General features: G+C 53.4%; 23 protein-coding genes. 17 read left to right on the top strand and 6 right to left on the bottom strand.

What is annotated here, in order from left to right; translation table 11 throughout:
• Positions 1 to 3: 3 nt before the first annotated feature.
• The 4 genes from P8T57_RS01150 to P8T57_RS01135 all read right to left on the bottom strand — a co-directional run bounded on the left by P8T57_RS01150 (position 4) and on the right by P8T57_RS01135 (position 3537).
• Positions 4 to 261, bottom strand: a complete 258-nt coding sequence (locus P8T57_RS01150) for a DUF2160 family membrane protein (protein ID WP_341364342.1) — start codon at positions 259 to 261, stop codon at positions 4 to 6.
• Between the two features lie 4 nt (positions 262 to 265).
• On the bottom strand, positions 266 to 1102 hold the full coding sequence (locus P8T57_RS01145; protein WP_341364341.1) for a carbohydrate ABC transporter permease: 837 nt from the start codon (positions 1100 to 1102) through the stop codon (positions 266 to 268).
• Positions 1103 to 1106: 4 nt separating this feature from the next.
• A complete protein-coding gene (locus P8T57_RS01140; protein ID WP_037991661.1) occupies positions 1107 to 1985 on the bottom strand; it encodes a sugar ABC transporter permease in 879 nt (292 codons plus the stop codon).
• Positions 1986 to 2103: 118 nt separating this feature from the next.
• Positions 2104 to 3537 carry an extracellular solute-binding protein gene (locus P8T57_RS01135; protein WP_341364340.1) on the bottom strand — a complete coding sequence of 478 codons (1434 nt, stop codon included), beginning with the start codon at positions 3535 to 3537 and terminating at the stop codon, positions 2104 to 2106.
• Positions 3538 to 3747: 210 nt separating this feature from the next.
• Here P8T57_RS01135 and P8T57_RS01130 point away from each other — a divergent pair, with 210 nt between their 5' ends.
• From P8T57_RS01130 to P8T57_RS01120, 3 genes are all read left to right on the top strand, one after another.
• The gene (locus P8T57_RS01130) at positions 3748 to 4704 is read left to right on the top strand and encodes a sugar-binding domain-containing protein (RefSeq protein WP_341364339.1); all 957 of its coding nucleotides are present in this window, start codon (positions 3748 to 3750) and stop codon (positions 4702 to 4704) included.
• 99 nt (positions 4705 to 4803) lie between these two features.
• Positions 4804 to 5535 (top strand): SDR family oxidoreductase, encoded by a 732-nt coding sequence (locus P8T57_RS01125; RefSeq protein WP_341364338.1) that lies wholly within the window; start codon positions 4804 to 4806, stop codon positions 5533 to 5535.
• Positions 5536 to 5563: 28 nt separating this feature from the next.
• Positions 5564 to 6292, top strand: a complete 729-nt coding sequence (locus P8T57_RS01120) for an SDR family oxidoreductase (protein ID WP_341364337.1) — start codon at positions 5564 to 5566, stop codon at positions 6290 to 6292.
• 324 nt (positions 6293 to 6616) lie between these two features.
• On the opposite strand, the gene P8T57_RS01115 is transcribed toward P8T57_RS01120, so the two are convergent.
• Positions 6617 to 7375 carry a GntR family transcriptional regulator gene (locus P8T57_RS01115; protein ID WP_205618060.1) on the bottom strand — a complete coding sequence of 253 codons (759 nt, stop codon included), beginning with the start codon at positions 7373 to 7375 and terminating at the stop codon, positions 6617 to 6619.
• Between the two features lie 315 nt (positions 7376 to 7690).
• On the opposite strand from P8T57_RS01115, the gene P8T57_RS01110 reads away from it, so the two are divergent.
• From P8T57_RS01110 to P8T57_RS01080, 7 genes are all read left to right on the top strand, one after another.
• Entirely contained in the window at positions 7691 to 8689 is a 999-nt protein-coding gene (locus P8T57_RS01110) for a TRAP transporter substrate-binding protein (RefSeq protein ID WP_341364336.1), read from the top strand.
• A 71-nt stretch (positions 8690 to 8760) separates the two neighbouring features.
• Positions 8761 to 9315 (top strand): TRAP transporter small permease subunit, encoded by a 555-nt coding sequence (locus P8T57_RS01105; RefSeq protein WP_341364335.1) that lies wholly within the window; start codon positions 8761 to 8763, stop codon positions 9313 to 9315.
• Positions 9312 to 10598: a TRAP transporter large permease gene (locus P8T57_RS01100; RefSeq protein ID WP_341364334.1), complete on the top strand. Its 1287-nt coding sequence runs from the start codon at positions 9312 to 9314 to the stop codon at positions 10596 to 10598. Before P8T57_RS01105 ends, P8T57_RS01100 begins: the two co-directional genes overlap by 4 nt.
• Complete coding sequence (locus tag P8T57_RS01095) at positions 10595 to 11617, top strand: 4-hydroxythreonine-4-phosphate dehydrogenase PdxA (RefSeq protein WP_205618059.1); 1023 nt, start codon at positions 10595 to 10597, stop codon at positions 11615 to 11617. Before P8T57_RS01100 ends, P8T57_RS01095 begins: the two co-directional genes overlap by 4 nt.
• Before the next feature lie 188 nt (positions 11618 to 11805).
• Positions 11806 to 12978 carry an L-rhamnonate dehydratase gene (locus tag P8T57_RS01090; RefSeq protein WP_071240696.1) on the top strand — a complete coding sequence of 391 codons (1173 nt, stop codon included), beginning with the start codon at positions 11806 to 11808 and terminating at the stop codon, positions 12976 to 12978.
• A gap of 11 nt (positions 12979 to 12989) precedes the next feature.
• Positions 12990 to 13976, top strand: coding sequence for an AraD1 family protein (gene araD1 / locus P8T57_RS01085; RefSeq protein WP_341364333.1), 987 nt, complete (start codon positions 12990 to 12992; stop codon positions 13974 to 13976).
• Positions 13977 to 13996: 20 nt separating this feature from the next.
• Positions 13997 to 15511: an aldehyde dehydrogenase (NADP(+)) gene (locus tag P8T57_RS01080; RefSeq protein WP_341364332.1), complete on the top strand. Its 1515-nt coding sequence runs from the start codon at positions 13997 to 13999 to the stop codon at positions 15509 to 15511.
• Between the two features lie 148 nt (positions 15512 to 15659).
• On the opposite strand, the gene P8T57_RS01075 is transcribed toward P8T57_RS01080, so the two are convergent.
• On the bottom strand, positions 15660 to 16337 hold the full coding sequence (locus tag P8T57_RS01075; RefSeq protein WP_051682366.1) for a TetR/AcrR family transcriptional regulator: 678 nt from the start codon (positions 16335 to 16337) through the stop codon (positions 15660 to 15662).
• Between the two features lie 208 nt (positions 16338 to 16545).
• Between P8T57_RS01075 and P8T57_RS01070 the strand changes: the two genes are divergently transcribed.
• From P8T57_RS01070 to P8T57_RS01040, 7 genes are all read left to right on the top strand, one after another.
• Positions 16546 to 17682, top strand: coding sequence for a C4-dicarboxylate TRAP transporter substrate-binding protein (locus P8T57_RS01070; protein ID WP_037991774.1), 1137 nt, complete (start codon positions 16546 to 16548; stop codon positions 17680 to 17682).
• Between the two features lie 143 nt (positions 17683 to 17825).
• The gene (locus tag P8T57_RS01065; protein ID WP_082822673.1) at positions 17826 to 18368 is read left to right on the top strand and encodes a TRAP transporter small permease; all 543 of its coding nucleotides are present in this window, start codon (positions 17826 to 17828) and stop codon (positions 18366 to 18368) included.
• A 10-nt stretch (positions 18369 to 18378) separates the two neighbouring features.
• Positions 18379 to 19689 (top strand): TRAP transporter large permease subunit, encoded by a 1311-nt coding sequence (locus P8T57_RS01060; protein WP_341364331.1) that lies wholly within the window; start codon positions 18379 to 18381, stop codon positions 19687 to 19689.
• Positions 19690 to 19831: 142 nt separating this feature from the next.
• Entirely contained in the window at positions 19832 to 20485 is a 654-nt protein-coding gene (locus P8T57_RS01055; RefSeq protein ID WP_051682365.1) for a TetR/AcrR family transcriptional regulator, read from the top strand.
• The gene (locus tag P8T57_RS01050) at positions 20482 to 21717 is read left to right on the top strand and encodes an amidohydrolase family protein (protein WP_037991771.1); all 1236 of its coding nucleotides are present in this window, start codon (positions 20482 to 20484) and stop codon (positions 21715 to 21717) included. Before P8T57_RS01055 ends, P8T57_RS01050 begins: the two co-directional genes overlap by 4 nt.
• Before the next feature lie 43 nt (positions 21718 to 21760).
• Complete coding sequence (locus tag P8T57_RS01045) at positions 21761 to 22750, top strand: TRAP transporter substrate-binding protein (RefSeq protein ID WP_341364330.1); 990 nt, start codon at positions 21761 to 21763, stop codon at positions 22748 to 22750.
• Positions 22751 to 22820: 70 nt separating this feature from the next.
• Positions 22821 to 23333, top strand: a complete 513-nt coding sequence (locus P8T57_RS01040) for a TRAP transporter small permease (protein WP_051682364.1) — start codon at positions 22821 to 22823, stop codon at positions 23331 to 23333.
• Positions 23334 to 23385 lie beyond the last annotated feature (52 nt).

Raw genomic sequence — 23385 nt, 5'->3', positions numbered from 1 at the left:
GCGTTATCCTTTCCTGACGATAAAGACAGCAAGAGCAAGGGCAATGGCATTCGAAATCCAGATGGACAGCCCCATTGGCTCCAGAAAGCGGAACCAGAACAGGGACAATGCCACCCAGATCACGACCGAGATAAAGCATCGGTCAAAGGCATTGGTTTCGATTGGCAGAAAGCCCTGCCGTTCTTCCGGGGCCTTGGTTTTTTCGGTGTCGTCTTCAGTCAGCGAGGCTGTATCAAGCTGTGTCGTATTGTGTCTGGTCATGGTGTTATCCTTTCACCGCGCCAAAGGTCAGACCGGCGACAATGTGTTTTTGAACCAGACCGAACACGATCAGGGCAGGGATCAGGGTGAAGACTGAAATCGTGGCCATGATTCCCCACTCGGTCCCGGTCGTCGTGACATATTCCGAGAGGCCGGTGGTCAGGGTACGGGCATCGAAATTGGTAAGTGTTGCTGCCAGCAGATACTCGTTCCAGGCAAACACCCAGGTCAGGATCAGGGTCACGGCAAGCCCGGGCCGACAAAGCGGAAAAACGATTTCGGTAATAACTTTCCATGGGCTTGCACCATCGACATAGGCGGCTTCATCCAGTTCACGCGGGATGGCGTCAATCGTCGGGCGCAGGGTCCAGATCGCAAACGGCAGGTTAAAGGTGCAATAGACCAGAATCATGCCAATCCGGGTATCGAGCAGCGTGAAATCGCCAACCCGGTAAACCTGCGTCATCAACAGGAAAAGCGGCAACAGGAACACTGCGGGCGGTGCCATACGGTTGGTGATCGTCCAGAAAAAGATGGATTCCTTGCCGCGGAGATTGAAACGCGATAGCGCATAGCAGGTAAAGAAACCAAGCACTGTGCACAGCACGGCATTCCCGGTCGAAATCACCAGTGAATTGACCATGTAGCTTCGGATCAACCGATTGCCGAGAACCTCGACATAGTTCCCCCAATAGGGATTGCTAACCAGAATGTCCGGTGTGCTGAAAAGCTGAACCGCGGGTTTGACCGAAATGACAAACAGCCAATAGATCGGAAACAGGGTCAGAAGGCTGATCAATATCCAGAAAAGCGTTGTCAGCAGCGGATTGCGCTTTTTCATCGTCTTATCCCTTCCGGTTCTTGCGCGGTGCGAGCATGCTGACATAGAGCAGCCAGCAAACCACGATGGTCAGATACAGCACGATCACCGAAATGGTAGAGCCATAGCCGTAATTGGTCTTGGGGAAGACTTCCTTGAAGATATGCACGCCAAGGAAACGGGTGGACGATCCCGGGCCACCCCCGGTTAGCATCCAGACTTCATCGACCGTGCGCAGGGCATCCATCAGGCGAATGAAAACGGTTGCGACCAGAGCCGGTGTGATCATCGGAAGGGTGATGTGCCAGAATGTCTGAGCTTTGTTCGCCCCGTCGATCTGGGCCTGTTCAAACGGATCGCGTGGCAGCGACACCAGTGCCGCGATCAGGGTCAGGGTGACAAGCGGCGTCCAGTGCCAGATATCCATGATGACGATGGTCAGGAAAGCCGCGGGGGCGGATGTCCCGATATTCATCGTGATCCCGAACCATTCATCCAGATAATGGGGGATGATCCCGATGGATGGTGTGGTCATCAGCTTCCAGACCGACCCGACAATGATCGGTGCCATAATCAGTGGCAGTGTATGGATCGTGCGAAAGATCGATTTCCCGGGAAATTCCCGCATAAAGGCCTGGGCCAGCAAATAACCGATCACCAGTTCGGAGAGAACGGCAAAGATGACAAAGGCAACTGTCACGCCCAGCGAATTCAGGAATGCGCTGTCAAAGACGATGCGCCGGAAATTCTCCGCGCCGTTGAAAATCATTTCGGGGGATGCCGCAAATGGATTCCATTGATGGAACGAGACGAAAACGACATACAGGAACGGCAAAACGCCAAAGAAAAACAGGATCACCAGCGTAGGGGCCAGGAGGATCCAACCAAGCTTGTTGGATTGCATCGTCAACTCCCTGGAAAAAGATGCAGTGTGGCGGTCACGCCGCCAAAGCGGGGATCATGCCGGGATCTGGTCGCTGCCCATGGGGCAGCGACCATGAAAGGTAAGTTGGGAAAAGGCCTTACTTGCGATAGCCAAGATCGGTCAGCTCGGCCTCGGCCTTTGCTGCCATCTGATCAAGTCCCTCGTCCGGGCCAAGGTCGCCCGTCAGGATTTGATACAGGATCGGTGCAGTAGCTTCGCGAACCTGTGCATGGAACGGATATGCCGGGGCGCCGGCAAACAGATATCCCTTGTCGCGCAGCAGGTCATAATATCCGCCAAGTTCTTTGTTCATGGCCTGGACTTTGGGATCATCATAGGTCGATTTGTTGGTCACACGTGGTGCGGCAACAGCCCAGTCCGGCTGAACTTCGTCCTGACCGATATATTGCAGGAACAGCATCGCGGCTTTCTGGTTTTTTGACGTTGCTGGAATGCCAAAGGCACCCCCATCGTAATAACCGATATAACCTGTGCCGCCTTCGACTTCCTCAAGGATGCCGTCTTCCATCGGGGGCAGGGCAACACCCACTTTTCCAACCACAAGCGATTTGGATTCATCGGCTGCGATCCAGCCGGCGTTTTCACCATAGACCAGACCTTGGGCAACACGACCCGCACCAAATGTGGTGCCGACTTCCGTCCAGGTCGAAGCATTGCTTTCAGGCGGGGCAATGTCGCGCATGCTCAGCCACCACTTCATGGCTTCCTTGGCTTCGGGGCTGTTCATCGAACCCCCATTGGCAACGGATGCGGCATAGTTGTTGTCCGCATCAATGCCCCAGTTATAGACGCCATAAGTCGGGGCAATGGTTTCAAAGAACTCGTACCAGGATGCCGGATGGCCGGTATGGGCCTGTGCGGTGGTGCCCCACAGATCCAGATCGTGATCTTCGCCCCACTTGGTGAAGAAGCGGGCGATCTCGCCATATTCTTCATGCGTGGTGGCCGGTTTCAGTTCGTGGCCGGTTTCTGCCTTGAAGGCTTCCTTGATTTCCGGATCGTTGAACAGGTCGGTACGATAGAGATAGATCTTGATGAAAGCTTCCATAGGGACGCCATACAGGTGACCGTTTTCACCACGGAAGTAATCGGCAAAGGTGGTGAAGTTGTTCTCGCTGTAAGTCGGTGCCTTAAGGGACGGATTGTCGGCCAGAAGTTTGGTCGTGTCTGTCAGGAAGTCGCGCGCCAGATAGGAATAGACAATGTCCTGTTCGATAAAGACCATGTCATAGATGCCGGTTCCAGCTTCCATGTCCTTGATGGCCTTGTCATACATCTGATCCCAGGACGTGGTCTCGATATCAACGCGGATACCGGTCAGTTCTTCGAATTGTGGGGCGAGGACTTCGCGAATGTAATTGGATGGCGGTGTGGATTCCGTCACGCCATGCAGTGTGACATCCTGATAGGGGGCGGCTGCTTCTTTCCAGAATGCATCATCAGCATAAGCAGTGCTTGAGGCGACAGCCATGGCGAAGGCTGAGACGCCCACTTTGAGTGCAAAATTCATTGGATATTCCTCCCGTTGGTTGATGGGGTATCGCATTTGGCAGTCTTGCGCTGCATTGGATTTGCGATTCCGGTCGCCGGAAGAATGCATATGTAATATATTTGATGCAAGTGAAAATTTTCATTTGTAATTTTTGAATTACATTTGTTAGTTTGCGTGACATGACAATTGCACAGGGCCAATGTGCAGGGCGACAAGAGGAAATAATTCATGCCAAGAGAACCACTTGAGGATAGCGAAGGTTTCGTGACCGAGGTCTGTTGGTGCTATTACGTGAACGGCCAGACACAGGCGGAAGTCGCGCGTGATATGGGGGTAACCCGCCTGCGTGTTAATCAGGCCATTCAGAAAGCAAAGTCGCTGGGGTTGGTGAAAATCCAGATCGAGTCGCCTTTTGTAACCCGGCTTGAAGCGCAAAAACGTTTGGAACAGGCAGGAGTTGGCAAAGCGCTGGTCGTGCCGGTAGATCATAACAATTATGACTATCACGCCCCTGTTGGCGCGGCACTTGCCCACTATCTGACAACCACGCTCAAGACTGAGCCGTGGAAAAGGATCGGGGTTTCCTGGGGGGTAACATTGCAGCGCGCGATGGAGCGTTTGCCGTTTCATTCCCTGCCGGATCTGGAAATTCTTGCCCTGATGGGCGGGACGGCGGCCGGATCATCCTTTAATGCCTTTAGCATTGCTTCGGGCTTTGCCGAGCGGTTTGACGCCAACTATTCACATTTGGTCGCGCCGATCTATTTGCCCGATGATGTCGATAAAGACGTCTTCTTAAGCCAGGAAATCTATGCCTCTCATATCGAGCGGTGCCTTTCTGCTGATGCAGCCCTTCTGGTCGTGGGGGATGTGTCCGATCTTTCATTTATGGTGAAATATGGTTTGCCAGGGGATCTGACCATGCAGGAATTGCGCGACGCGGGTGCGGTCGGGGATGTTCTGGGCCGTTTTCTAGATGCTGATGGGAACGAGATTGACCATCCGCTAAACGAGCGAACGGTCGGGGTCGACCTGAACGCGCTAGCAGATATTCCCAACAAGATCCTGACGGCGGCCGGCAAACACAAGGTCCCAATCATTCATGCAGCGATCAAGCGCGGGTTGGTGGACACACTTGTTACAGATGATCTGACCGCAGATATTCTGCTGGAACGCATGACTTAATCAGTAACTCAGTGCATCGCAAAACGAGAAAAGCAGCGGCAAACAATAAGCCGGCCATGGTGCAAATTGCGTAATCATTATCAGGGAAAACGTCGCTTCATGACCGATACATTCAATGGAAAAACAGTCGTGATCACAGGGGCTGGCAAAGGCATCGGTCGTGCCTGCGCCCATCTTCTGGTTGAACGCGGTGCCTCCGTCATCGCCATGGCCAGAACACAAGGTGATCTTGATGCGCTGAGCGCCCAGATCGGGGCGCGCACGATTCAGGTGGATTTGTCCGACAGTAGGGCGGCACGCAATGCCATGCAGACCGCAGGAACGGCAGATTTTCTGATCAATTGTGCCGGGACCAATGTCCTTGAAAGTGTGCTTGAGATGACCGATGCGGGGTATGAAACCGTGATGGGCATCAACCTGCGGGCGGCCTTGATTTGTGCGCAGGAATTTGCACGTGCCCGGGTGAGAGCAGGTGGTGGTGGGGCGATTGTTAATGTGACATCCATCGCCGGGCATCGCGGGTTTGAGGAGCATATGTGCTATGCCGCCTCCAAGGCCGGACTGGAAGGCGCGACCCGCGTCATGGCCAAGGAGCTTGGACCGTGCGGTATTCGGGTCAATGCCATTGCCCCCACTATTACCATGACCGAACTTGCCGCGACGACCTGGTCGGATCCGGCCAAAGCCGATCCGATGATGGTTCGTCACCCCCAAGGGCGCTTTGCCGAGGTAGATGACGTTGCCCGTTCGATCATCATGTTGTTGAGCGGCGATGCGTCCTTCGTCAGTGGGGCTGTCTTGCCTGTGGATGGCGGTTTTCTGGCTGTATGATCTCAATCATTTTTATCGGAGACGAATTATGGCTCAATCTCTTCAGGGCAAAGTTGCTGTTGTCACTGGCGCTGCCTCGGGCATCGGTCTTGCTACTACGCGCGCGCTTCTTGAAGCTGGCGTACAGGTTGTGATGGTTGACTACAATCAGGATGCCCTTTCTCAGTTGACGACTGAATTGGGGGCGAATGCTATTGCGCAACATACCAATCTGCTTGATGCAGATAGCTGTGCAGCGATGGTTCCAGAAATCCTGCAAAAGGTCGACCATATCGACATTCTGCATTGCAATGCAGGTTCCTATATCGGTGGTGACTTGACCGAAACAGACACCGCAACGATTGACCGGATGCTGAACCTGAACGTCAATGCCGTGATGAAGAATGTTCGTGATGTGATCCCGCACATGCAGGAACGCAAAACCGGTGACATTATTGTGACGGCTTCCGTTGCAGGTCATATGCCGATCCAGTGGGAGCCGGTTTACTCCGGATCAAAATGGGCAATCACTTGCTTTGTGCAAACCATGCGTCGCCAGCTAAACAAACACGGTATTCGTGTTGCACAAGTTTCGCCGGGGCCGGTCGTTTCGGCCCTTTTGGCAGACTGGCCTGAAGAGAACCTGCGTAAAGCCAAGGAAAATGGCGCGCTGCTTGATCCCGAGGAAGTATCCGATGCGGTGATTTACATGCTGTCGCGCCCACGTACGGTGACGATCCGGGATATGATCGTTTTGCCCACCAACTTTGATATCTAACTTTACGGTTTTGGCACAGGCATCTTGAAATTTCTTGATGTGCCTGTGCCAAAGATCAACATTTGCGTTGCGGCTAGGTTGTTAAACTTACCGCGAATTGAAAGATGCTATAGCAGGTTGCTATTTGGCAGCAGATACCACGACTTCGATCAGGGTATTTGCGCCAAGTTCATTGACGCCGATTGTTGCACGAGTTGGCAGAATTTCGCCGGGGAGCCATAGCCAGCCAGCGGTTACCAAGCTTTTTATTGATTGCAGTCAAAAAAGAAGGCCCCCGCTTTCGCGGGAGCCAGTTCCAGCAGTGCCGGTTCGCGTGTTTCTGGATTAATCGTTATCGTGATGATCCACGGTGCCGACTTGACCGTCTTCGCTGACTTTGATCCAGGTGCTGCCGAGGTGGTTGCGCATCAGGTCATTCAGTTTGACGGCATCACGACTTTCAATGGCTTTCAGAATTTCCTCATGCTCGCTAATCGCGGTTGGCCATTTTGTATTGCGCATGTTGGATCGATAACGGATGCGATAAAGTCGCGCATTCATGCGTTCATGGGTTTCAATCAGCAATGGATTTCCCGATGCCATTACAAGGGCGCGGTGAATCCGCTGGTTGAGTTTGAAATAGGCGAGGCGGTCCTTGCGGGCAAAGGCGGCAAGCATTTCGTAATGCAGGGCACGGATTTCGTCGATTTCTTCGTCGGTCGCGCGTTTGCAGGCCAGTTCCCCGGCAAGACCTTCGATCCCGCCAAGAAATTCAAGCATGTGCTTGACGTCTTCGGGGCTTGGATTTGCCGCAATCGCACCGCGTGAAGGCAGAAGTTCGACAAGGCCGTCAACGGCCAGAATCCGCAAGGCTTCGCGCAGGGGAGTGCGTGATATATTAAGCTGTTGAGCCAATGTGCGTTCGCGGATCGGTTTGCCCGGCGGAATGATGTCTTGCACGATCATGTCGCGCAGGACATTTGCTGCCTGTTGGGCCAGTGGCAGGTCGCTGTTCTCCGAGATGGTTGCGAGTGGTGCATCGACAATCGGCTCGTAGGTGTCGAGGTCGGATTCTGATCCGGCGTTTAGCGTGATGTTACTCAAACCATTCTTCCCTGCGTATCGTCATTGCGCAAACTATAGGATGCGTAATGAATAAGAGCAAGGTAAAAATGGTATACCAAAAAATATGGTATACCATTTGGGGGTGGTGGAGGATGGATATTGTCGATGATGGTCGTTCCTAAGTTTTTGTTTTATATTAAATTTTATGGTTATCTGTCAATGAAGTCATGCCTAAGGTGATTTTTTGTTGACTCTCGGCATCTTCAATATGGTATACCAAAATTAAGCGCGGCAAAGATCGTGCGTTCCCAGCTACCGGTGAACAGCGAAATAGATATAAATCGGGAGGAATACATGACCCACACAGGTCGTATCCGTAAATTTGTCGCTGCCGTAACATTTGGCAGCATCACGTCCATGTCCGCCCTCGCAACTGCAAATGCTGCAGACGAGATCGTATTTGCCATCAGTGCCGAGCATGGTTCGCTTCAGGCGAATACTGCGGCTGAGTTTACCCGTCTTGCCAATGAGCGACTTGGTGACAGGGCAACGGTGAAGCTTTTTGACTCTGCCCAGCTGGGCAAGGACAAAGAGCTGATGCAGCGCCTGAAGCTTGGGACGGTGCAGATTACTTTGCCGTCATCGACCATGCCGACCATTGCAGACAAATTTGCCCTTTTTGATTTGCCGTTCCTTGTGAAGGATCGTGATCAATTGGCAAAAATCGAAGAGTCTGTTTTCTGGCCGACCGTCGCCCCGCAGGCTGAAGAGGCCGGTTACAAAATCCTTGCTCTTTGGGAGAACGGTTTCCGTCAGATCACCAACAATGCGCGTCCGATCAATGTTCCGGCCGATCTTGATGGTATCAAGTTACGCACGCCGCAATCTGAATGGCGGGTTGCCATGTTCTCGAATTATGGTGCGAACCCGACGCCGATGGCCTTTTCCGAAGTCTTTGTCGGTCTTCAGACCGGTGTCATTGATGGTCAGGAAAATCCGCTGACCAACATCGAGGCTGCCAAGCTTAACGAAGTGCAGAAATACCTGACGTTTTCGGGGCATATCTATTCGCCGTCTTATCCGACCATGTCGGTTACGGTCTATAATGACCTTGATCCGGAAGTTCGCGACATTCTGGTCAATACCGCGCGCGAAGTGGCCCTTTGGTCGCGTGATGCCGGTGCGAAGGCTGACAAGGCGCTGCTTGATGAGCTGACGGCAGGCGGTATGGAAGTCAATACGGCTGATCGTGCCGCCTTTGTTGAAGCTTCCAAGCCGATCTATGACAAGTTCGCATCCGAAATTGATGGCGGCAAGGCACTGGTTGATGCCGCCCTTGCGACTGCAGACTAAATCGGGCGGGGGCAACCATCCGTCCGGTTGCCCCGCATTTTCTTCCTTCGTTTTCCTTAGGAGAGAACGCGATGCAGTTCGCAGCAGTTCTGTTCCGGCGTACACTGGAAGTCTTTACCATGACATTGATCACGTTTCTGGCGTTGATCGTGATCCTGGCCGTGATCTTCCGCTATAGCGGTTATTCCCTGGTCTGGTATGACGAAGTGGCTTCGGTGATGCTGGCCTGGATTACCTATTACGGTGCCGCTCTTGCCGCTGTGCGCCGATCCCACCTCAGTTTCTCGGGTGTTCTTCTTGCCCTGCCTCTGACCCTGCGCAAGATCGTCTTTCTGATGGGCGAGGCCATCGTCATTGCGATGTTTGCTGCAATGGCGTGGGCCGGCTGGTTTGTTCTTCAGATCATGGGGAGCGAAACCCTGATTTCGTTGCCCTGGGTTGGCTTGCAATTCACTCAATCTGTCATTCCGGTCGGCTGTGCGCTGTTCGTGATTGGTCAATTACTGAGTTTGCCGGAAGCATGGCAGCGCATGGTGACGGCACTTGATGTCGAAACCGAAGAAATGAACCACGAAATTGCCAAGGCGCAGAAAAGCGATGCGCCGTTCAATGAAAGGGCAGCATGATGGCCGTTTCAGTCATTCTTCCTTTGATGTTTTTCCTGGTCTTTATGGGGGTTCCGATTGCGGTATCCATCGGTGCGGCTGCACTGGTGGGGGTTTATTCCCTGCATGGAGTTCCGGGTTTCTACAATGCCGCACTTGCCCTGTTTGATGGTGCGACCAGCTTTCCCCTGATTGCGATCCCGCTCTTTATTCTGGCGGGCGCATTGATGAACACCTCGTCGATCTCGCGTCGGCTGATCGACTTCGTTTCGGCCCTGATCGGGTTCATGCGCGGTGGTCTGGCGATGGTCAATATCGGGGTGTCGTTATTCTTTGCCGAAATTTCGGGTTCTGCGGTGGCGGATGTTGCCGCGACCGGTTCGGTCCTGATCCCTGGCATGAAGCGCAAGGGATATAAAGGCACCTTTGCGGCTGCGGTAACGTCGTCTTCGGCATCCCTTGCGATCATTATCCCGCCGTCAATTCCCATGATCCTTTATGGGGCGCTTTCGGATACCTCGATTGTGCAGCTGTTTGTTGCCGGTGTCGTGCCGGGCCTTCTGGGGGCATTCGGGTTGATGTGTGTCAGCTATTACTTTGCAGTAAAATATGACATTCCGCGTGATGAACGTTTTGATCTGGCGCGCGTTCGCAAAACCTTCCGTGAGGCGGCCTGGGCATTGACCCTGCCATTCATCATTCTGGGCGGTATTTTCGGCGGGTTGGTAACAGCGACCGAAGGAGCTGGTCTGGCGGTGGTTGCCGCGGTTGTTATCGGGGCCTTCATCTATCGGGAACTTGATTTTTCGATGTTCCTTGATGCCCTGCGCGAAGGGATCAACCAGACAGCAACCGTGATGCTGCTGGTCGCGACCTCGGCTGTGCTGGGTCTTTATCTGACCGAGGAAGGTCTGCCGCAGATGCTGGCTGCGGCGATCACCGGATTTACCAATGATCCGTTCGTCGTGCTGATGCTGCTTAATGTGCTTTTGCTTGTTCTTGGCTGCATATTGCACGGTGCTGCTGCGATCATTCTGGTGGTGCCGATTGTCTTGCCGCTGATCCAGCAGGTCGGGATTGATCCCGTGCATTTTGGCATCATTCTTACCCTTAATCTTGCCATTGGTCAGCAGACCCCGCCTGTCGCCAGTGTGCTGGTGACATCCTGTTCGATTGCCAAAACCGATATCTGGGAAACGACCAAGGTTAATGTGCCTTTCATCGGCGTGCTGTTCGCTGTGCTGATGGCGGTCACCTACCTGCCCTTCATTCCCATGACGCTTGTGGAGTTATTTTATAGATGACTGTTAATGTGAAACCGCGTTTGGCGGTAATCCCCGGCGACGCCAACGGTATTGGTCCGGAATTGCTTCTGCGTCTTCTGTCGCGCAGTGATATTCGCGAAAAGGCGGATGTGGTGGTGATTGGCGACAAATGCCTGATTGAACGCGGCCGCAAGGATTCCGGTCTGGATATCAATCTGGCAGCAGTCAAGGATCTCCCGGCAAGCTGGCCAAAAGATGCCTATCCCTATATCGAAACATCATTTTTCGATCCGGATCAGATCAAACCCGGTGTGGTCGATGCCAAATCCGGTGCAGCAAGTCTGCGCACGCTTGACGTCGCCCTTGACCTTGCACGTGACGAAAAAGTTGATGGCATTTTGTTCATGCCGTTCAACAAGGAAGCCATGATCCGTGGTGGCATGGGCCATGAGGACGAGCTGCATTATATGGCCGAGCATATTGGTCATGATGGTCCGATCTGTGAGTTCAACACCATGGAAGGCATGTGGACCAGCCGCGTGACCAGCCATATTGCACTGGCACGTGTCGTGGAAAACATTTCGGTCGACCGGATTGTTGATGCGGTTCGACTGATTACCGATGCTCTTGTCGCCAACGGGATCGATAAGCCACGGGTTGGTGTTGCTGCTCTTAACCCGCATGCGGGCGATGGCGGGAATTTTGGTCGCGAGGAAATCGACATTATCGCGCCAGCGGTAGAGAAGGCCAAAAGCCTTGGACTTCCGGCGGATGGGCCATGGCCGGCCGACACCATTTTCCTAAAGGCGCAAGCCGGGGAACTTGATGCGATTGTCACCATGTATCACGACCAGGGGCAGATCGCGATAAAGCTTCTGGGCTTTGATCGTGGTGTGACCGTGCAGGGGGGGCTTCCGATCCCGGTTGCAACCCCTGCGCATGGTACGGCTTACGACATCTCCGGCCTTGGCAAAGCCAATGTCGGGGCGACCTTGGCAGCATTTGAAATTGTCGCAAGAATGGCGGGAAGCCGACGTCAGGCCCGATTGGCCGCCTGACGATCAGTACCTGATTGTTTTTGCCGTCGGACGGGTTGCGTTCTCCCTGCGCACCCGGCCCGTGGCAAGGTTCTTATCATAAATTCTGGTTCGATCCGGAGACCGCCCAGGACATGTGTCTTGTGTGAATGTCACCGCTTTGTTCGAAAGCCCGATTTGTGGGCACTCCATCTGAAAGGATGATTGCGATGAAAATCAAAAGTATCCGCACACGTGTGTTGCGCTGGAACGGTAAAACCGTCGCCCCGCAGGCCAATTTCTGTACCAATGCATCCGATGCACTTTTTGAGCGCGGCGACAGCATGGGATCCTTCCGGTTCCATGAATGGCTGATCTGTGAAGTTGAAACCGATAACGGTATTGTCGGTATTGGTAATGCGGCACTCGCACCGACGATCACCAAGCAAATCATTGATACCTATCTTGCGCCGCTGGTGATTGGCGAAGACCCGTTCGATAATGAATATCTGTGGCAGAAAATGTATCGCCGTACCCATGCGTGGGGCCGTAAAGGCGTTGGTATGGTGGCAATTTCGGCGATTGATATCGCGATCTGGGACATCATGGGCAAGGCAACCGGCAAACCGGTATTCAAGTTGCTTGGTGGTAGAACCAAGGAGCAGATTCCTGTCTATGCGTCCAAGCTTTATGGTCAGTCGATTGATGCGCTTGCCAAAGAGGCCCAGAGTTATGTCGATCAGGGTTTTGATATGGTCAAGATGCGCTTTGGCTGGGGACCGAAAGATGGTCCCGCAGGGATGCGCAAGAACCTTGATCTGGTCAAAACCGTACGCGAAGTCATCGGTCCGGATCGTGATCTGATGCTGGAGTGTTACATGGGCTGGAACCTTGAATATACCAAGCGCATGTTGCCCAAACTGGCAGAATTCGAGCCGCGTTGGCTTGAAGAACCGGTGATTGCCGATGATCTTGCGGGCTATGCCGAACTGAACAACATGAACATCGTGCCGATTTCCGGCGGTGAGCATGAATTCACGAATTTCGGATTCAAGACGCTGTTGGATATGAATGCACTTAGCGTCATTCAATATGACACCAACCGTGTTGGCGGTATTACCGCCGCCCAAAAAATCAATGCACTGGCGGAAGCCTATCAGGTGCCGGTCATTCCGCATGCCGGTCAGATGCATAACTATCACCTGACGATGGCGAACCTGAACTGCCCGATATCGGAATTCTTCCCGGTCTTTGATGTCGAGGTCGGAAACGAACTGTTCTACTACGTCTTCAAAGGCGACCCGGTGCCAAAGAACGGTTTCATTGATCTTGATGATGATCTGCCCGGTCTGGGGCTTGAAATCGCCGAGGATGCGCTTGGTGAATTCGAGATCATCGAATAGGGGCCATGATCATGCGTTTGGTTCAATTCATTGCCGAAAACGGCAAGCGCCGGGTTGGCGTTGTTGATGGTGACAAAGTCGCCCCGTTGGCCGGGGTAGACACGGTTCGCGATCTGGCAGCAATTGCCATCGACCGGGGCATGACCATGATCGAAGCGGTGGAATGCCGCTTCGATGAGGCCCGCGAAAGCTATGATGTGATTACATCTGCAGGGCGGTTGCTGTCGCCGATTGATCATCCCGATCCTGCGCATCTTCTGGTGACGGGAACCGGTTTGACCCATTTGGGATCGGCATCGGCACGGGCAAATATGCATCAGGCCGCCAGTAAGGCCGCAGATGAAACAGACTCAATGAAGATGTTCCGAATGGGGCTTGAGGGTGGAAAGCCGCCTTCGGGTGAAAAGGGAATTCAGCCCGAATGGTTTTACAAAGGCGATGGTTCGATCATTGCGGCACCTGGCGATGATATCCCAAGTCCGTCTTTTGCCCTTGATGGCAGCGAGGAGCCGGAAATTGCCGGGGTCTATATCAATGATCCTGATGGCTTTCCGGTGCGCATCGGTTTTGTGATCGGGAATGAATTTTCCGATCATGTGATGGAGCGGCAGAACTATCTGTATCTTGCTCATTCCAAGCTTCGTGCCTGTGCCATTGGGCCTGAATTATTGCTTGGTGACCTGCCGGGGCATGTCGAAGGGGTTTCACGTGTATATCGTGACGGTGGCATTCTGTGGGAGAAGCCGTTTGTCAGTGGGGAAGAGAACATGTCTCATTCCATCGACAATCTGGAATATCACCATTTCAAATATGATCTTTTCCGGCGCCCCGGGGACATCCATCTGCATTTCTTTGGAACGGCGACGCTCAGTTTTGCCGATGGCATTCAAACCCGCGACGGGGATGAATTCGAAATCGAGGCAAAGCCTTTCGGGCGCCCGTTGCGCAACCGCCTTGCGGTCCAGCCAGAAGAGCCGGTTAACGTCCGCGTGATCTGATCAAGCAAACGGAGAATTTGATGTCCTATATACTGACAGGAAAACATCTGATTGCCGGCCAGTGGGTCGCAGGCGAGCAGACCTTCCAGTCCGAACCAGCCCATGGCCCGGCCAATACTTTCCCGGTCGGCACCCCGGCCATGGTCGATCAGGCTGCCAGGGCCGCCGAAGACGCATTCTGGTCCTATGGCTATTCCACCCGCGAAGAACGGGCGAAGTTCCTGAATAGGATCGCCGATGAAATCGACGTCCGTGGTGCGGAAATCACCGAAATCGGTACCCAGGAAACCGGCCTGCCGGAAGCGCGCCTGAATGGGGAACGTGGCCGTACCGTTGGCCAGCTTCGCCTGTTTGCCAGCCATATCCTTGCCGGTGATTATCTTGATCGCCGTCATGACGAAGCGCTTCCGGATCGTGCACCCCTGCCGCGTCCGGACCTGCGTCTGATGCAGCGCCCGATTGGCCCGGTGGCGGTGTTTGGTGCGTCGAACTTCCCGCTGGCCTTCTCGGTCGCCGGTGGTGATACCGCGGCCGCCCTTGCAGCCGGTTGCCCGGTCGTGGTCAAGGGCCATTCGGCCCATCCGGGCACGGGGGAGATTGTGGCCCAGGCGATTGATGTTGCGGTCAAGGCATGCGGCATTCATCCGGGCGTGTTCAGCCTGATCCAGGGTGGCAAACGTGATGTTGGCCAGAGCCTTGTGCAGCATCCGCTGATCAAGGCGGTCGGCTTTACCGGGTCGTTGGGCGGTGGTCGTGCGTTGTTCGATCTGTGCGCGCAGCGTCCGGAGCCAATCCCGTTCTTTGGCGAGTTGGGCTCGGTCAACCCGATGTTCCTGCTGCCGAAGGCCATGAGCGCGCGCACCGAAGAACTCGCCAGGGGCTGGGTCGGGTCGCTGACCATGGGGGCAGGGCAGTTCTGTACCAATCCGGGGATTGCGGTTGTCCTTGATGGTCCGGATGCCGATGCGTTTGTCGCAACCGCCAAGGCGGGCCTTGGCGATGTGGCGGCACAGACCATGCTGACCGATGGCATGGCTGATGCGTATCGCAGTGGGGCGAAACGTATTGCTGCGACGTCGGGCGTCAAGGAAGTCCTGACCACGTCATGTGATCTTCGCAATGCGACGCCGTATCTGTTTGAGACCACCGGTGAAAACTGGCTGGCCAATCATGTGCTGGGCGAGGAAGTGTTTGGGCCGCTTGGGCTTGTTGTCCGGGTGAAGGACATTGCCGAAATGCAGGCGATTGCCAGGGCGCTTGAAGGTCAGCTGACCTGTACGATCCATATGGATGGCGGGGATGCGGCAGATGCGCGTTCGCTGTTGCCGATCCTGGAACGCAAGGCGGGTCGTATTCTGGCCAATGGTTTCCCGACCGGGGTTGAGGTTTGCGACACCATGGTGCATGGCGGGCCATACCCGGCATCGACCAATTTCGGGGCGACGTCGGTCGGTACCTTGTCGATCCGTCGCTTCCTGCGTCCGGTCTGCTATCAGAACATCCCGGCGGATGTCCTGCCGGTGGATATCGCCTGATCTGAGCTTTCATCCCGGGCCGTGAAATGGTTTTTGTTTTCGCAGAAATCGGTTTTCACGGTTCGGGTGACCTTTTTTCCGCGCTTGGTCTTACTCTTGATTTTTCTTGGGATTGTCAGTGTTGTGACTTTGCATCAGGGGGGGGGCATCAGGAAGCATCATTTGGGAATTTTCCGGATTCTGCGAGATGACGCAGGATTTCCTTCCATTGATTTAGCATTCTTTTGGCAACATCCGGCTCATTGTCGAAGCTTTTATGGACCGCAAGCCCGCGTAGCATGCAGAGATTGATCTGGATGAAGGTGCGCGTGCGTTCGCAATCCTGAGAAACGCCGAGTATTTCAGCAATGATATTGTCGCGCTTGGTGGTCCATCGCGCCATGGTGTTGCGCAGGTCGCGGCCTAAATCATCGTCAAGGCGAGCTGCCAGCATCAGTTCGAGTGCCGCCATGTATTTGTCGGGTTCGAACAGTTTTTCCCACAGAACGTCGATAAGTTCGTCGGTTTTCATGCTCGGGCGGTTTTGGGCGTCATCAAAAGGCCAGTCGTTTTCCCATGAACGCATCAGATAATCAAAGGCCGCAACAATCAGCTCGTTGCGGGTGGGGAACTGATGGGTTAGCGCCCCGCGAGATACCTTTGCCCGAGTGGCAATTTCCTGAGTCGAGATTCGCTCGTACCCGATCTCGATGAGAGCCTGGAGGGTCGCTTGGCATACGCGTTTTCGCGTATCACTTGATCGTTCTGCCTGTGTGCGACGTTTCCGGGGTGAACTTTTTTTTTCTGTCGCGTCAGAGAGCTCTGATGCCTGATTTTTCAATGCCATAAGGCGTAACGCTCCTGCTTTCGTTGTTGCGTCATAACTTATTTCAACCGGGTTTGATCCCACAAGTCCATTTATAAATATTGACATTTACAAGCAGACTAGTCTGTATGTTTTTATCAAGAACAAAGCCGAACGGACTTAATCCGGCAATCGGTAGCAAGACACGTCAGACCAGAGTGGCCGTCACGATCTGAACATGGAGACCTAGATGCTTGGTAAAAAATTGATCCTTCCGGCAATTGCCGCTGTTTTTGCAGCAGGTGGCGCTTTCACCGCACATGCGGAAACCAGCTTCATTGCCAACTCGTTTTATGATGCAGAACATCCACTCAGCAAATTCGGCTATGTCGAATGGGCGGAAAAGGTTCGCGAGATTTCGGGCGGCGATCTGTCACCTGAAGTTTATACCGGATCTGTTCTTTTGGCGCCGCGCGCAAGCCTTCAGGGGGCGCGCGATAATATTGCCAATGTCGCGAACATCGCGGCGGTTTATACGCCTTCAGAGCTGCCTGTGGCAAATGCCATTCAGGAACTTGGTTTTAACTATTCTGATCCATTGACAGCGATCTTTGCCGCTGCAGATTTCAGCATGCACAACGCAGTTCAGCTTAAGGAATGGGCTGATAATGGCATTGTTTATCTTGGTGCCTATGCAACGCCCCCTTATATCCTTTTTTGCAGCAAGCCGGTTCGCACCCTTGAAGACATAAAGGGCAAGCGTATCCGCACTGCCGGATCGAGTGTCTCAAAATGGGTCGAGGAAGTTGGGGGTATTCCCGTAAACGTTCCATCAAGTGAAATGTATACCGGCCTTGAACGGGGTACACTTGATTGCGCAAGTAATGCCGCCAATGACCTGATTGACCGCTCTCTGTGGGAAGTTGCACCTTATACCACCGAACTGCCGACCGGGATGTATTGGACTGGTCCAGAATGGGGCTTTAACGCCGGTTTCTGGGCAGATCTGACCTCAGCACAACGCAAGCAGCTTATGGATGCAACTGCTTATAGCATGGCAAACATGGCCGTGAATTACATTGCGCGCTCGGAAGCGGCACTTGAAGAGGCAAAAGCGAAGGGTAATGAAGTCAGTCAGCCATCCCCCGAGCTGATGGCGTCGGTCGAAGAATTCCGCGAGAAGGTGTTGGGCGAGATTTATACGATTGCCGAACAAAAATATGGTGTCGCTAACGGTGCGGATCTGATCGACGATTTCCGGTTCACCTATGCAAAATGGGAGGGACTGCTGGAACATGCAGATCGCAGTAATGTCGATGCCCTCGCGGCGATTGCGGCCAAGGAAATCTATGGCGATCTCGATCCAGCTTCCTACGGCATAAAATAGGCCTATTTGCCCGATCCATCAGGATGCGGCATTTGCCTTTGGCCGACGCTCTTTGCACCTGGCACTACGACAGTGTGTCCCTTGTCTCCCGGAGCGTCGGCCAAGCCTGAAATGTAATTCCGGCACGAAGCGGAGCGGTATTCATGTCCTTTAATCCTGATCAAGATATTTCAGGTTCTGGCGCAGTTCAGTCCAACTTTCTTTACCGGGCTGTATCTTGGCTTAACACCGCATTTCTTGTGGTGTCTGCAGTGTTTGTCGTTCTCATGATGATTCATGTGACCGCCGACGTTTTGCTTCGGACAATTTCGGATTACGGCATAACCGGAACACTCGAAGTCGTTTCCTACTATTACATGGTCTGCGCGATCTTTCTTGCGTTCGGATATGTCGAGCTTCAAAACCAGCACATCCGTGTCGACTTGTTTGTTCAGCAAATGCCAAGGTCTGCGCAGGTCTTTCTTTATGTTCTGGCTTGTTTGGCGGGGCTTGCATTTTTTGGACTTCTTGCCTGGCAGAGCACGCTTGATGCCATTCGCGCGACCAAGTCCTCGGAAACCATCATGTCCAACTTTCTCTTTTACGTCTGGCCGAGCCGATGGGCGCTGCCAATCGGTTTTGTCGGATGTGTTTTGGCGGTGCTGTGCAATCTGATGAAGTCCTTAACCCGCTGGCGCGCGTTGTAAGAGGGAAGTAATGAGTAATCTTGATATCGGTATCATTGGGACCCTTATTGCGCTCGCGATGATTGCTTTGCGTGTGCCAATCGGGATCAGTCTTGGTCTTGTCTCGATCGGCGGTATCGCGGCGATGTTTAATGTGAACGTCGCCTTGGGTATGATTTCTGCAACGCCGTTCGAATATGTCGGTCAGTGGGAACTGACGGCGGCGCCGATGTTTCTGCTTATGGGGTTTATTTGCTCCTCAACCAACATGACCAAAGGGTTGTTTGAAGCGCTGCGGCTGTATCTGGCAAAGTTGCCCGGTGGGCTTGCGATTGCAAGTGTCGGGGCATGTGCCTTCTTTGCGGCGGCCGCGGGATCAAGTGTTGCGACGGCATCTGCAATGTCACGCATCGCAGTACCGGAAATGCTGCGGAACAATTATGACAAGGGGCTTGCAACCGGTACGATTGCAGCATCCGGAACGCTGGGGTCTCTTATCCCGCCAAGTGTCCTTTTGATCCTTTATGGCGTTTATGCAAAGGTTTCCGTCGGTCAGCTTTTCATGGCCGGGTTCATTCCGGGGGTGCTTTCGGCCCTTGTCTACATGGGCATGATCATGGCGCGGGTGAAGCTCAAGCCATCTCTTGCCGGTAATGTTGTTATAAACCCGACGAAAGAAGAAAAACGCGCTGCCCTGAAAACGATTTGGCCGCTGCCTGTTCTTATTTTCTCGGTGCTTGGGGGAATATTTTCCGGCGTATTTTCGCCGACCGAGGCAGGTGCAATCGGGGCGTCGGTCGCGGCTGTCATTGCGGCCGTTCGCGGAACATTGACGTGGCACGCGATCAAGAATTCCCTACGCGATACCATTGTTGCCGCAACGGGCATTTTTGTCATTCTTATCGGGTCTGTGTTCTTTACGCGCTTTCTTGCATTAAGTGGACTTCCGGCCGCTTTCTCGGACTCGATCCTCAGTGTCAGTTCTGAACCGTGGTGGATATTCCTTGCCGTGACAGTCATCTATGTCGTGCTTGGGATGCTGATTGACTCTATTGGGCTTCTGCTGCTGACCCTGCCGTTGATTTTACCGCTGGTAAGCAGTGCCGGACTGGACCCGATTTGGTTTGGGATCATCCTGATCAAGCTTCTGGAGATCGGGTTGGTAACTCCGCCAGTTGGCTTGAACGTCTATATGATCAAAGGTGCTTTGGGGAACCTTGTAACGTTGCCCGAGGTATTCCGGGGTGTCGGATGGTTTATCGCCATGGATTTCCTTACCCTTTTGATCCTGATGTTGTTCCCGATTTTGTCTCTCTGGTTGCCGACTTTGGCGTATCGATGAACTGGGAGATGGAAATATTTTAGAGATTGGGACGGCTTCCATCAGGAATGTGCACATAATATAAAACAAACAGTCTATACTGTTTTTATATGTATCTGTTACATCAACGGCCTGAGGATCAATACTGAAACAGGATGGCGAGATGACTGGTCGGACAGCCCGCACACAAGTTGAAAAAAGTGCAGAAACCCGTCGACGCATTATGGAGGCGACGGTTCGGCTTTTGCAGTGGCAGGGCTATTCGCGATTGACGACCCCGGCAATTGCAAAAGAGGCCGATGTCTCGCGTGGCGCTTTGACCCATCACTACGCCACGAAGGAAGACGTTGTTGTTGCGGCGGTCGAATATCAGCTCAAGGAAGCCATCGAAACCACGCGCCGATATGTTGAACAGAACGCAGACAAGGATATTTCTGTTGATGAGATTATTGATTATCTGTGGCGTTTGATGGCGGATGGCCTGTTTTATGTAACTTTGGAATGGCTACCGGAAATGCGCCACAACGCGCTTTTCAAAACGCGCCTCATACCGGTTGTTCAAGGCTTTCACAGCTCTCTCAACGAAATTTGGGCCATTATTTCGCGCCGATACCATGCTGATCCAAGACAGGCAGAAGTCGTCCTGAACGCAACAATGTGCCTGTTTCGCGGCATGGTGGCACAGACCATTGTCCGCAAAGATACCGAATATTTCGATGAACTCCTGTCCTTTTGGCGCCAACTGCTTCGTCAGATGTTTGCCAACGGATTGGGTATCGATATCTCCGCTTGCTCCACCAGAGAAGAAAGATCATGACTTTAAAACTGATTAAAAATGCCCGTATTGTTGATGGCTCGATTGCCGAACCGACTGAGCCGCTCAACATCCTGATTGAAAATGATCGCATTTGTGAAGTATCGGCCGACGCCACATCGCCGGATGCAGAAGTTATGGATGTGCGTGGCAAGACTGTGATGCCAGGCTTGATCGACTGCCATGTGCATGTCATCGCAACCACTACAAATCTTGGCAAAAACGCGGACCTTCCGAACTCTTTGGTTGCGCTGCGTTCGGCAAAGATCATGGAACGCATGTTGATGCGCGGTTTTACGACCGTGCGCGATCTGGGGGGGGCTGATTACGGTTTGGTCGAAGCGGTTGAGCAGGATGGTCTGCCTGCGCCGCGTCTCGTGATTTGTGGCAAGGCCCTGTCGCAGACCGGTGGTCATACCGACTATCGCGGACGCCACAGTCTGCGGTCTGTTGACTATTACAGAGATCAGATCGGTTCGCTTGGCGTGGTCGTGAACGGCGTTGATGAAGTCCGCCGTGCGGCGCGCGAACAGATCAAGGGAGGGGCCGATTTCATTAAAGTGATGGCAAATGGTGGTGTTTCTTCTCCGACCGACCCGATTGCAATTTTGGCCTTCTCAACCGAGGAACTTAAGGCCGCGGTTGAAGAAGCCAAGAATGCACAGCTTTATGTTTCGGGGCATCTCTATACCGACGAGGCCATTCGCCGTGCGCTTGAGTGCGGTGTTGAATCCATTGAACATGCCAATCTGATGAAGCCCGAAACGGCCAAGCTGATCCGCGAAGCGGGGGCCGTCGTGATCCCGACAAATATCACCTATGACTTGCTGGCGCGTGAAGGTGCCCGGTTTGGCTTGCCAGAGGAATCGGTTGCCAAAATCGAAGACGTTCGTGGTGCTGGTCTTGAATGCCTGACCCATCTGCATAAGGCGGGTGTCGTCATGGGGTATGGTTCAGACCTTCTGGGCGAGATGCATGACCACCAGTCCGAGGAATTCCTGCTGCGCGGTCGTTACCTGCCTGCAAAGGATGTCATCCGGTCTGCTACCATTGATGCCGCAAAGGTGTTGCGCAAGGAGGGTGAAATCGGTGTGATCGCGCCGGGCGCATTTGCCGACATTATTGTCGTTGACGGAAATCCGCTCGACGACCTGTCCTTGCTGACCCGTCAGGGCGTGCATATGCCGCTGATCATGAAGGGTGGCCGCATTTTTAAAAATACAGGTTCCCTGTAAGTCCGGTTCGAAGATCACCGAATTTCAAAAAAAGGAAAGTGCAATGAAGAACGTTACCCTTCCGGTCCTTGCGGTCGTACTCGGGATCGGCGTTACCGGCGCTCATGCCGAAACCAGCCTGGATATGTCGAGCGAATATCCGGTAAGCTCCATTCACGCCCAGACGGCAGATTTTTTTGCCAAAACGCTTGGCGAAGAAACCAATGGCGACATAAGTGTCACAGTCCATCATGGTGGTGCATTGGGCTATAAATCGGTCGATCACTATGACGCTGTCGGGGATGGTGCGGTACAGCTTGCTTCATCCTTCTCGGGCGCATGGTCAGGGATCAACCCAATCTTCCTGGTTTCGTCGCTGCCATTCATTGCGACCTCGATTGAAGATACCCGCAAACTTTATGAAGCAACCCGGCCCTTCTATGAAAAGGCGCTCGAAGAGGACAATCAGGTTTTCCTCTATGCCGCACCTTGGCCGGCTTCTGGTTTTTGGGCCAACAAGCCAATTGATAAACCCGACGCACTTAAAGGTCTGAAAATTCGGACCTATGACACCCCCGGTACCAAGACCCTCCAGAATGCTGGTGCGTCACCGGTTCAGCTAAGCTGGGGCGACATCGTTCCGCAGCTGACGACCAATGGCATCGATGCTGTTCTGACCTCGGCTGACGGCGGTGCCGGGTCGCAGTTCTGGGAATATTTGTCCGATTTTACCGAAGTAAACTATGCGCTTCCGCTTCAGGTCACGCACATGAACCGCGATGCCTTTGATGATCTTGGTGAAGAAGGTCAGAAAGCTGTTCTTGATGCCGCAAAAAAGGCGGAAACATTCGGTTGGGAGGCTCTGGATTCCCGGGTTAAAGCCAACTACGCCAAGCTTGCCGAAAATGGTGTAACCGTTACAACCAACGTTTCGGCCGATCTTTTGTCGCTGCTGAAATCTTCTGCCGCCCCGGAAGTTGAGCAGTGGAAAGAACGCGTGGGCGACGATGCCCAGACCCTGTTGGACACCTATCACGAGCTGCTTGCACAGTAGGGCTCGATATCTTTGAACCGGTATCGGGCATGGTGATGCTGTGCCCGGTACGCTCAACGCGAATAGTATCATGAAATCTGTCGTCAAATTCATCGAAAGCCTGTCCAAGCTGGGAGCTGCCCTGGCCGCCATAACCTTGGTGGCAATGGTATTGTTCATTCTTTTTGAGATTGTTCTGCGAACGGTTTTCGACAGTTCGACCTTTATCATGGATGAAATGGTTGGTTATGGCGTTGCAACGGCAACCTTTCTGGCGTTGCCCTATGCGTTGGGCGAGGGAAGCATCATTCGCGTCGAATTGCTCCTTGGGCATGTGTCAGGCAGGCATCGCAAGTTTCTTGAAGCTTTGAGCTGCGTCGTCGGTCTTGGTGTGACCTGGCTTCTGATTTCTTTCATGTGGGTCCGGGTTGAGCGCGACTGGGCCCGAAATACCGTCAGCAGCAGTATTGCCGAAATGCCCATGTGGATACCTCAGGGGATCATTCTTGCCGGGCTCTGTTTGCTGTTTCTTCAGTTGATCGCGCTTCTGATCAGACAATTCATCGCAATCCCCGATCGTGCATCAGATGCCGAAACGCTTTGAAATCATGTCGTTTCGCGCGCTGAAACTGTAATTAAAAAAAACGGGTTTTATC

Origin of the sequence: Thalassospira sp. SN3W, assembly GCF_038070535.1 — a bacterium.
Taxonomy (GTDB): domain Bacteria; phylum Pseudomonadota; class Alphaproteobacteria; order Rhodospirillales; family Thalassospiraceae; genus Thalassospira; species Thalassospira xiamenensis.
The sequence above is the reverse complement of the archived record's forward strand: the minus strand, read 5'-3'. Positions and strand labels throughout refer to the sequence as shown.

Excerpts from the sequence above, each read along its gene's own strand:
- P8T57_RS01090 (WP_071240696.1), top strand. The coding sequence starts at position 11,806 with ATGAAAATCAAAAGTATCCGCACACGTGTGTTGCGCTGGAACGGTAAA.
- araD1 (WP_341364333.1), top strand. The coding sequence starts at position 12,990 with ATGCGTTTGGTTCAATTCATTGCCGAAAACGGCAAGCGCCGGGTTGGC.
- P8T57_RS01130 (WP_341364339.1), top strand. The coding sequence starts at position 3,748 with ATGCCAAGAGAACCACTTGAGGATAGCGAAGGTTTCGTGACCGAGGTC.
- P8T57_RS01040 (WP_051682364.1), top strand. The coding sequence starts at position 22,821 with ATGAAATCTGTCGTCAAATTCATCGAAAGCCTGTCCAAGCTGGGAGCT.
- P8T57_RS01065 (WP_082822673.1), top strand. The coding sequence starts at position 17,826 with ATGTCCTTTAATCCTGATCAAGATATTTCAGGTTCTGGCGCAGTTCAG.
- P8T57_RS01095 (WP_205618059.1), top strand. The coding sequence starts at position 10,595 with ATGACTGTTAATGTGAAACCGCGTTTGGCGGTAATCCCCGGCGACGCC.
- P8T57_RS01080 (WP_341364332.1), top strand. The coding sequence starts at position 13,997 with ATGTCCTATATACTGACAGGAAAACATCTGATTGCCGGCCAGTGGGTC.
- P8T57_RS01100 (WP_341364334.1), top strand. The coding sequence starts at position 9,312 with ATGATGGCCGTTTCAGTCATTCTTCCTTTGATGTTTTTCCTGGTCTTT.
- P8T57_RS01125 (WP_341364338.1), top strand. The coding sequence starts at position 4,804 with ATGACCGATACATTCAATGGAAAAACAGTCGTGATCACAGGGGCTGGC.
- P8T57_RS01060 (WP_341364331.1), top strand. The coding sequence starts at position 18,379 with ATGAGTAATCTTGATATCGGTATCATTGGGACCCTTATTGCGCTCGCG.
- P8T57_RS01145 (WP_341364341.1), bottom strand. The coding sequence starts at position 1,102 with ATGAAAAAGCGCAATCCGCTGCTGACAACGCTTTTCTGGATATTGATC.
- P8T57_RS01120 (WP_341364337.1), top strand. The coding sequence starts at position 5,564 with ATGGCTCAATCTCTTCAGGGCAAAGTTGCTGTTGTCACTGGCGCTGCC.
- P8T57_RS01055 (WP_051682365.1), top strand. The coding sequence starts at position 19,832 with ATGACTGGTCGGACAGCCCGCACACAAGTTGAAAAAAGTGCAGAAACC.
- P8T57_RS01150 (WP_341364342.1), bottom strand. The coding sequence starts at position 261 with ATGACCAGACACAATACGACACAGCTTGATACAGCCTCGCTGACTGAA.
- P8T57_RS01135 (WP_341364340.1), bottom strand. The coding sequence starts at position 3,537 with ATGAATTTTGCACTCAAAGTGGGCGTCTCAGCCTTCGCCATGGCTGTC.
- P8T57_RS01110 (WP_341364336.1), top strand. The coding sequence starts at position 7,691 with ATGACCCACACAGGTCGTATCCGTAAATTTGTCGCTGCCGTAACATTT.
- P8T57_RS01140 (WP_037991661.1), bottom strand. The coding sequence starts at position 1,985 with ATGCAATCCAACAAGCTTGGTTGGATCCTCCTGGCCCCTACGCTGGTG.
- P8T57_RS01045 (WP_341364330.1), top strand. The coding sequence starts at position 21,761 with ATGAAGAACGTTACCCTTCCGGTCCTTGCGGTCGTACTCGGGATCGGC.
- P8T57_RS01050 (WP_037991771.1), top strand. The coding sequence starts at position 20,482 with ATGACTTTAAAACTGATTAAAAATGCCCGTATTGTTGATGGCTCGATT.
- P8T57_RS01105 (WP_341364335.1), top strand. The coding sequence starts at position 8,761 with ATGCAGTTCGCAGCAGTTCTGTTCCGGCGTACACTGGAAGTCTTTACC.
- P8T57_RS01070 (WP_037991774.1), top strand. The coding sequence starts at position 16,546 with ATGCTTGGTAAAAAATTGATCCTTCCGGCAATTGCCGCTGTTTTTGCA.
- P8T57_RS01075 (WP_051682366.1), bottom strand. The coding sequence starts at position 16,337 with ATGGCATTGAAAAATCAGGCATCAGAGCTCTCTGACGCGACAGAAAAA.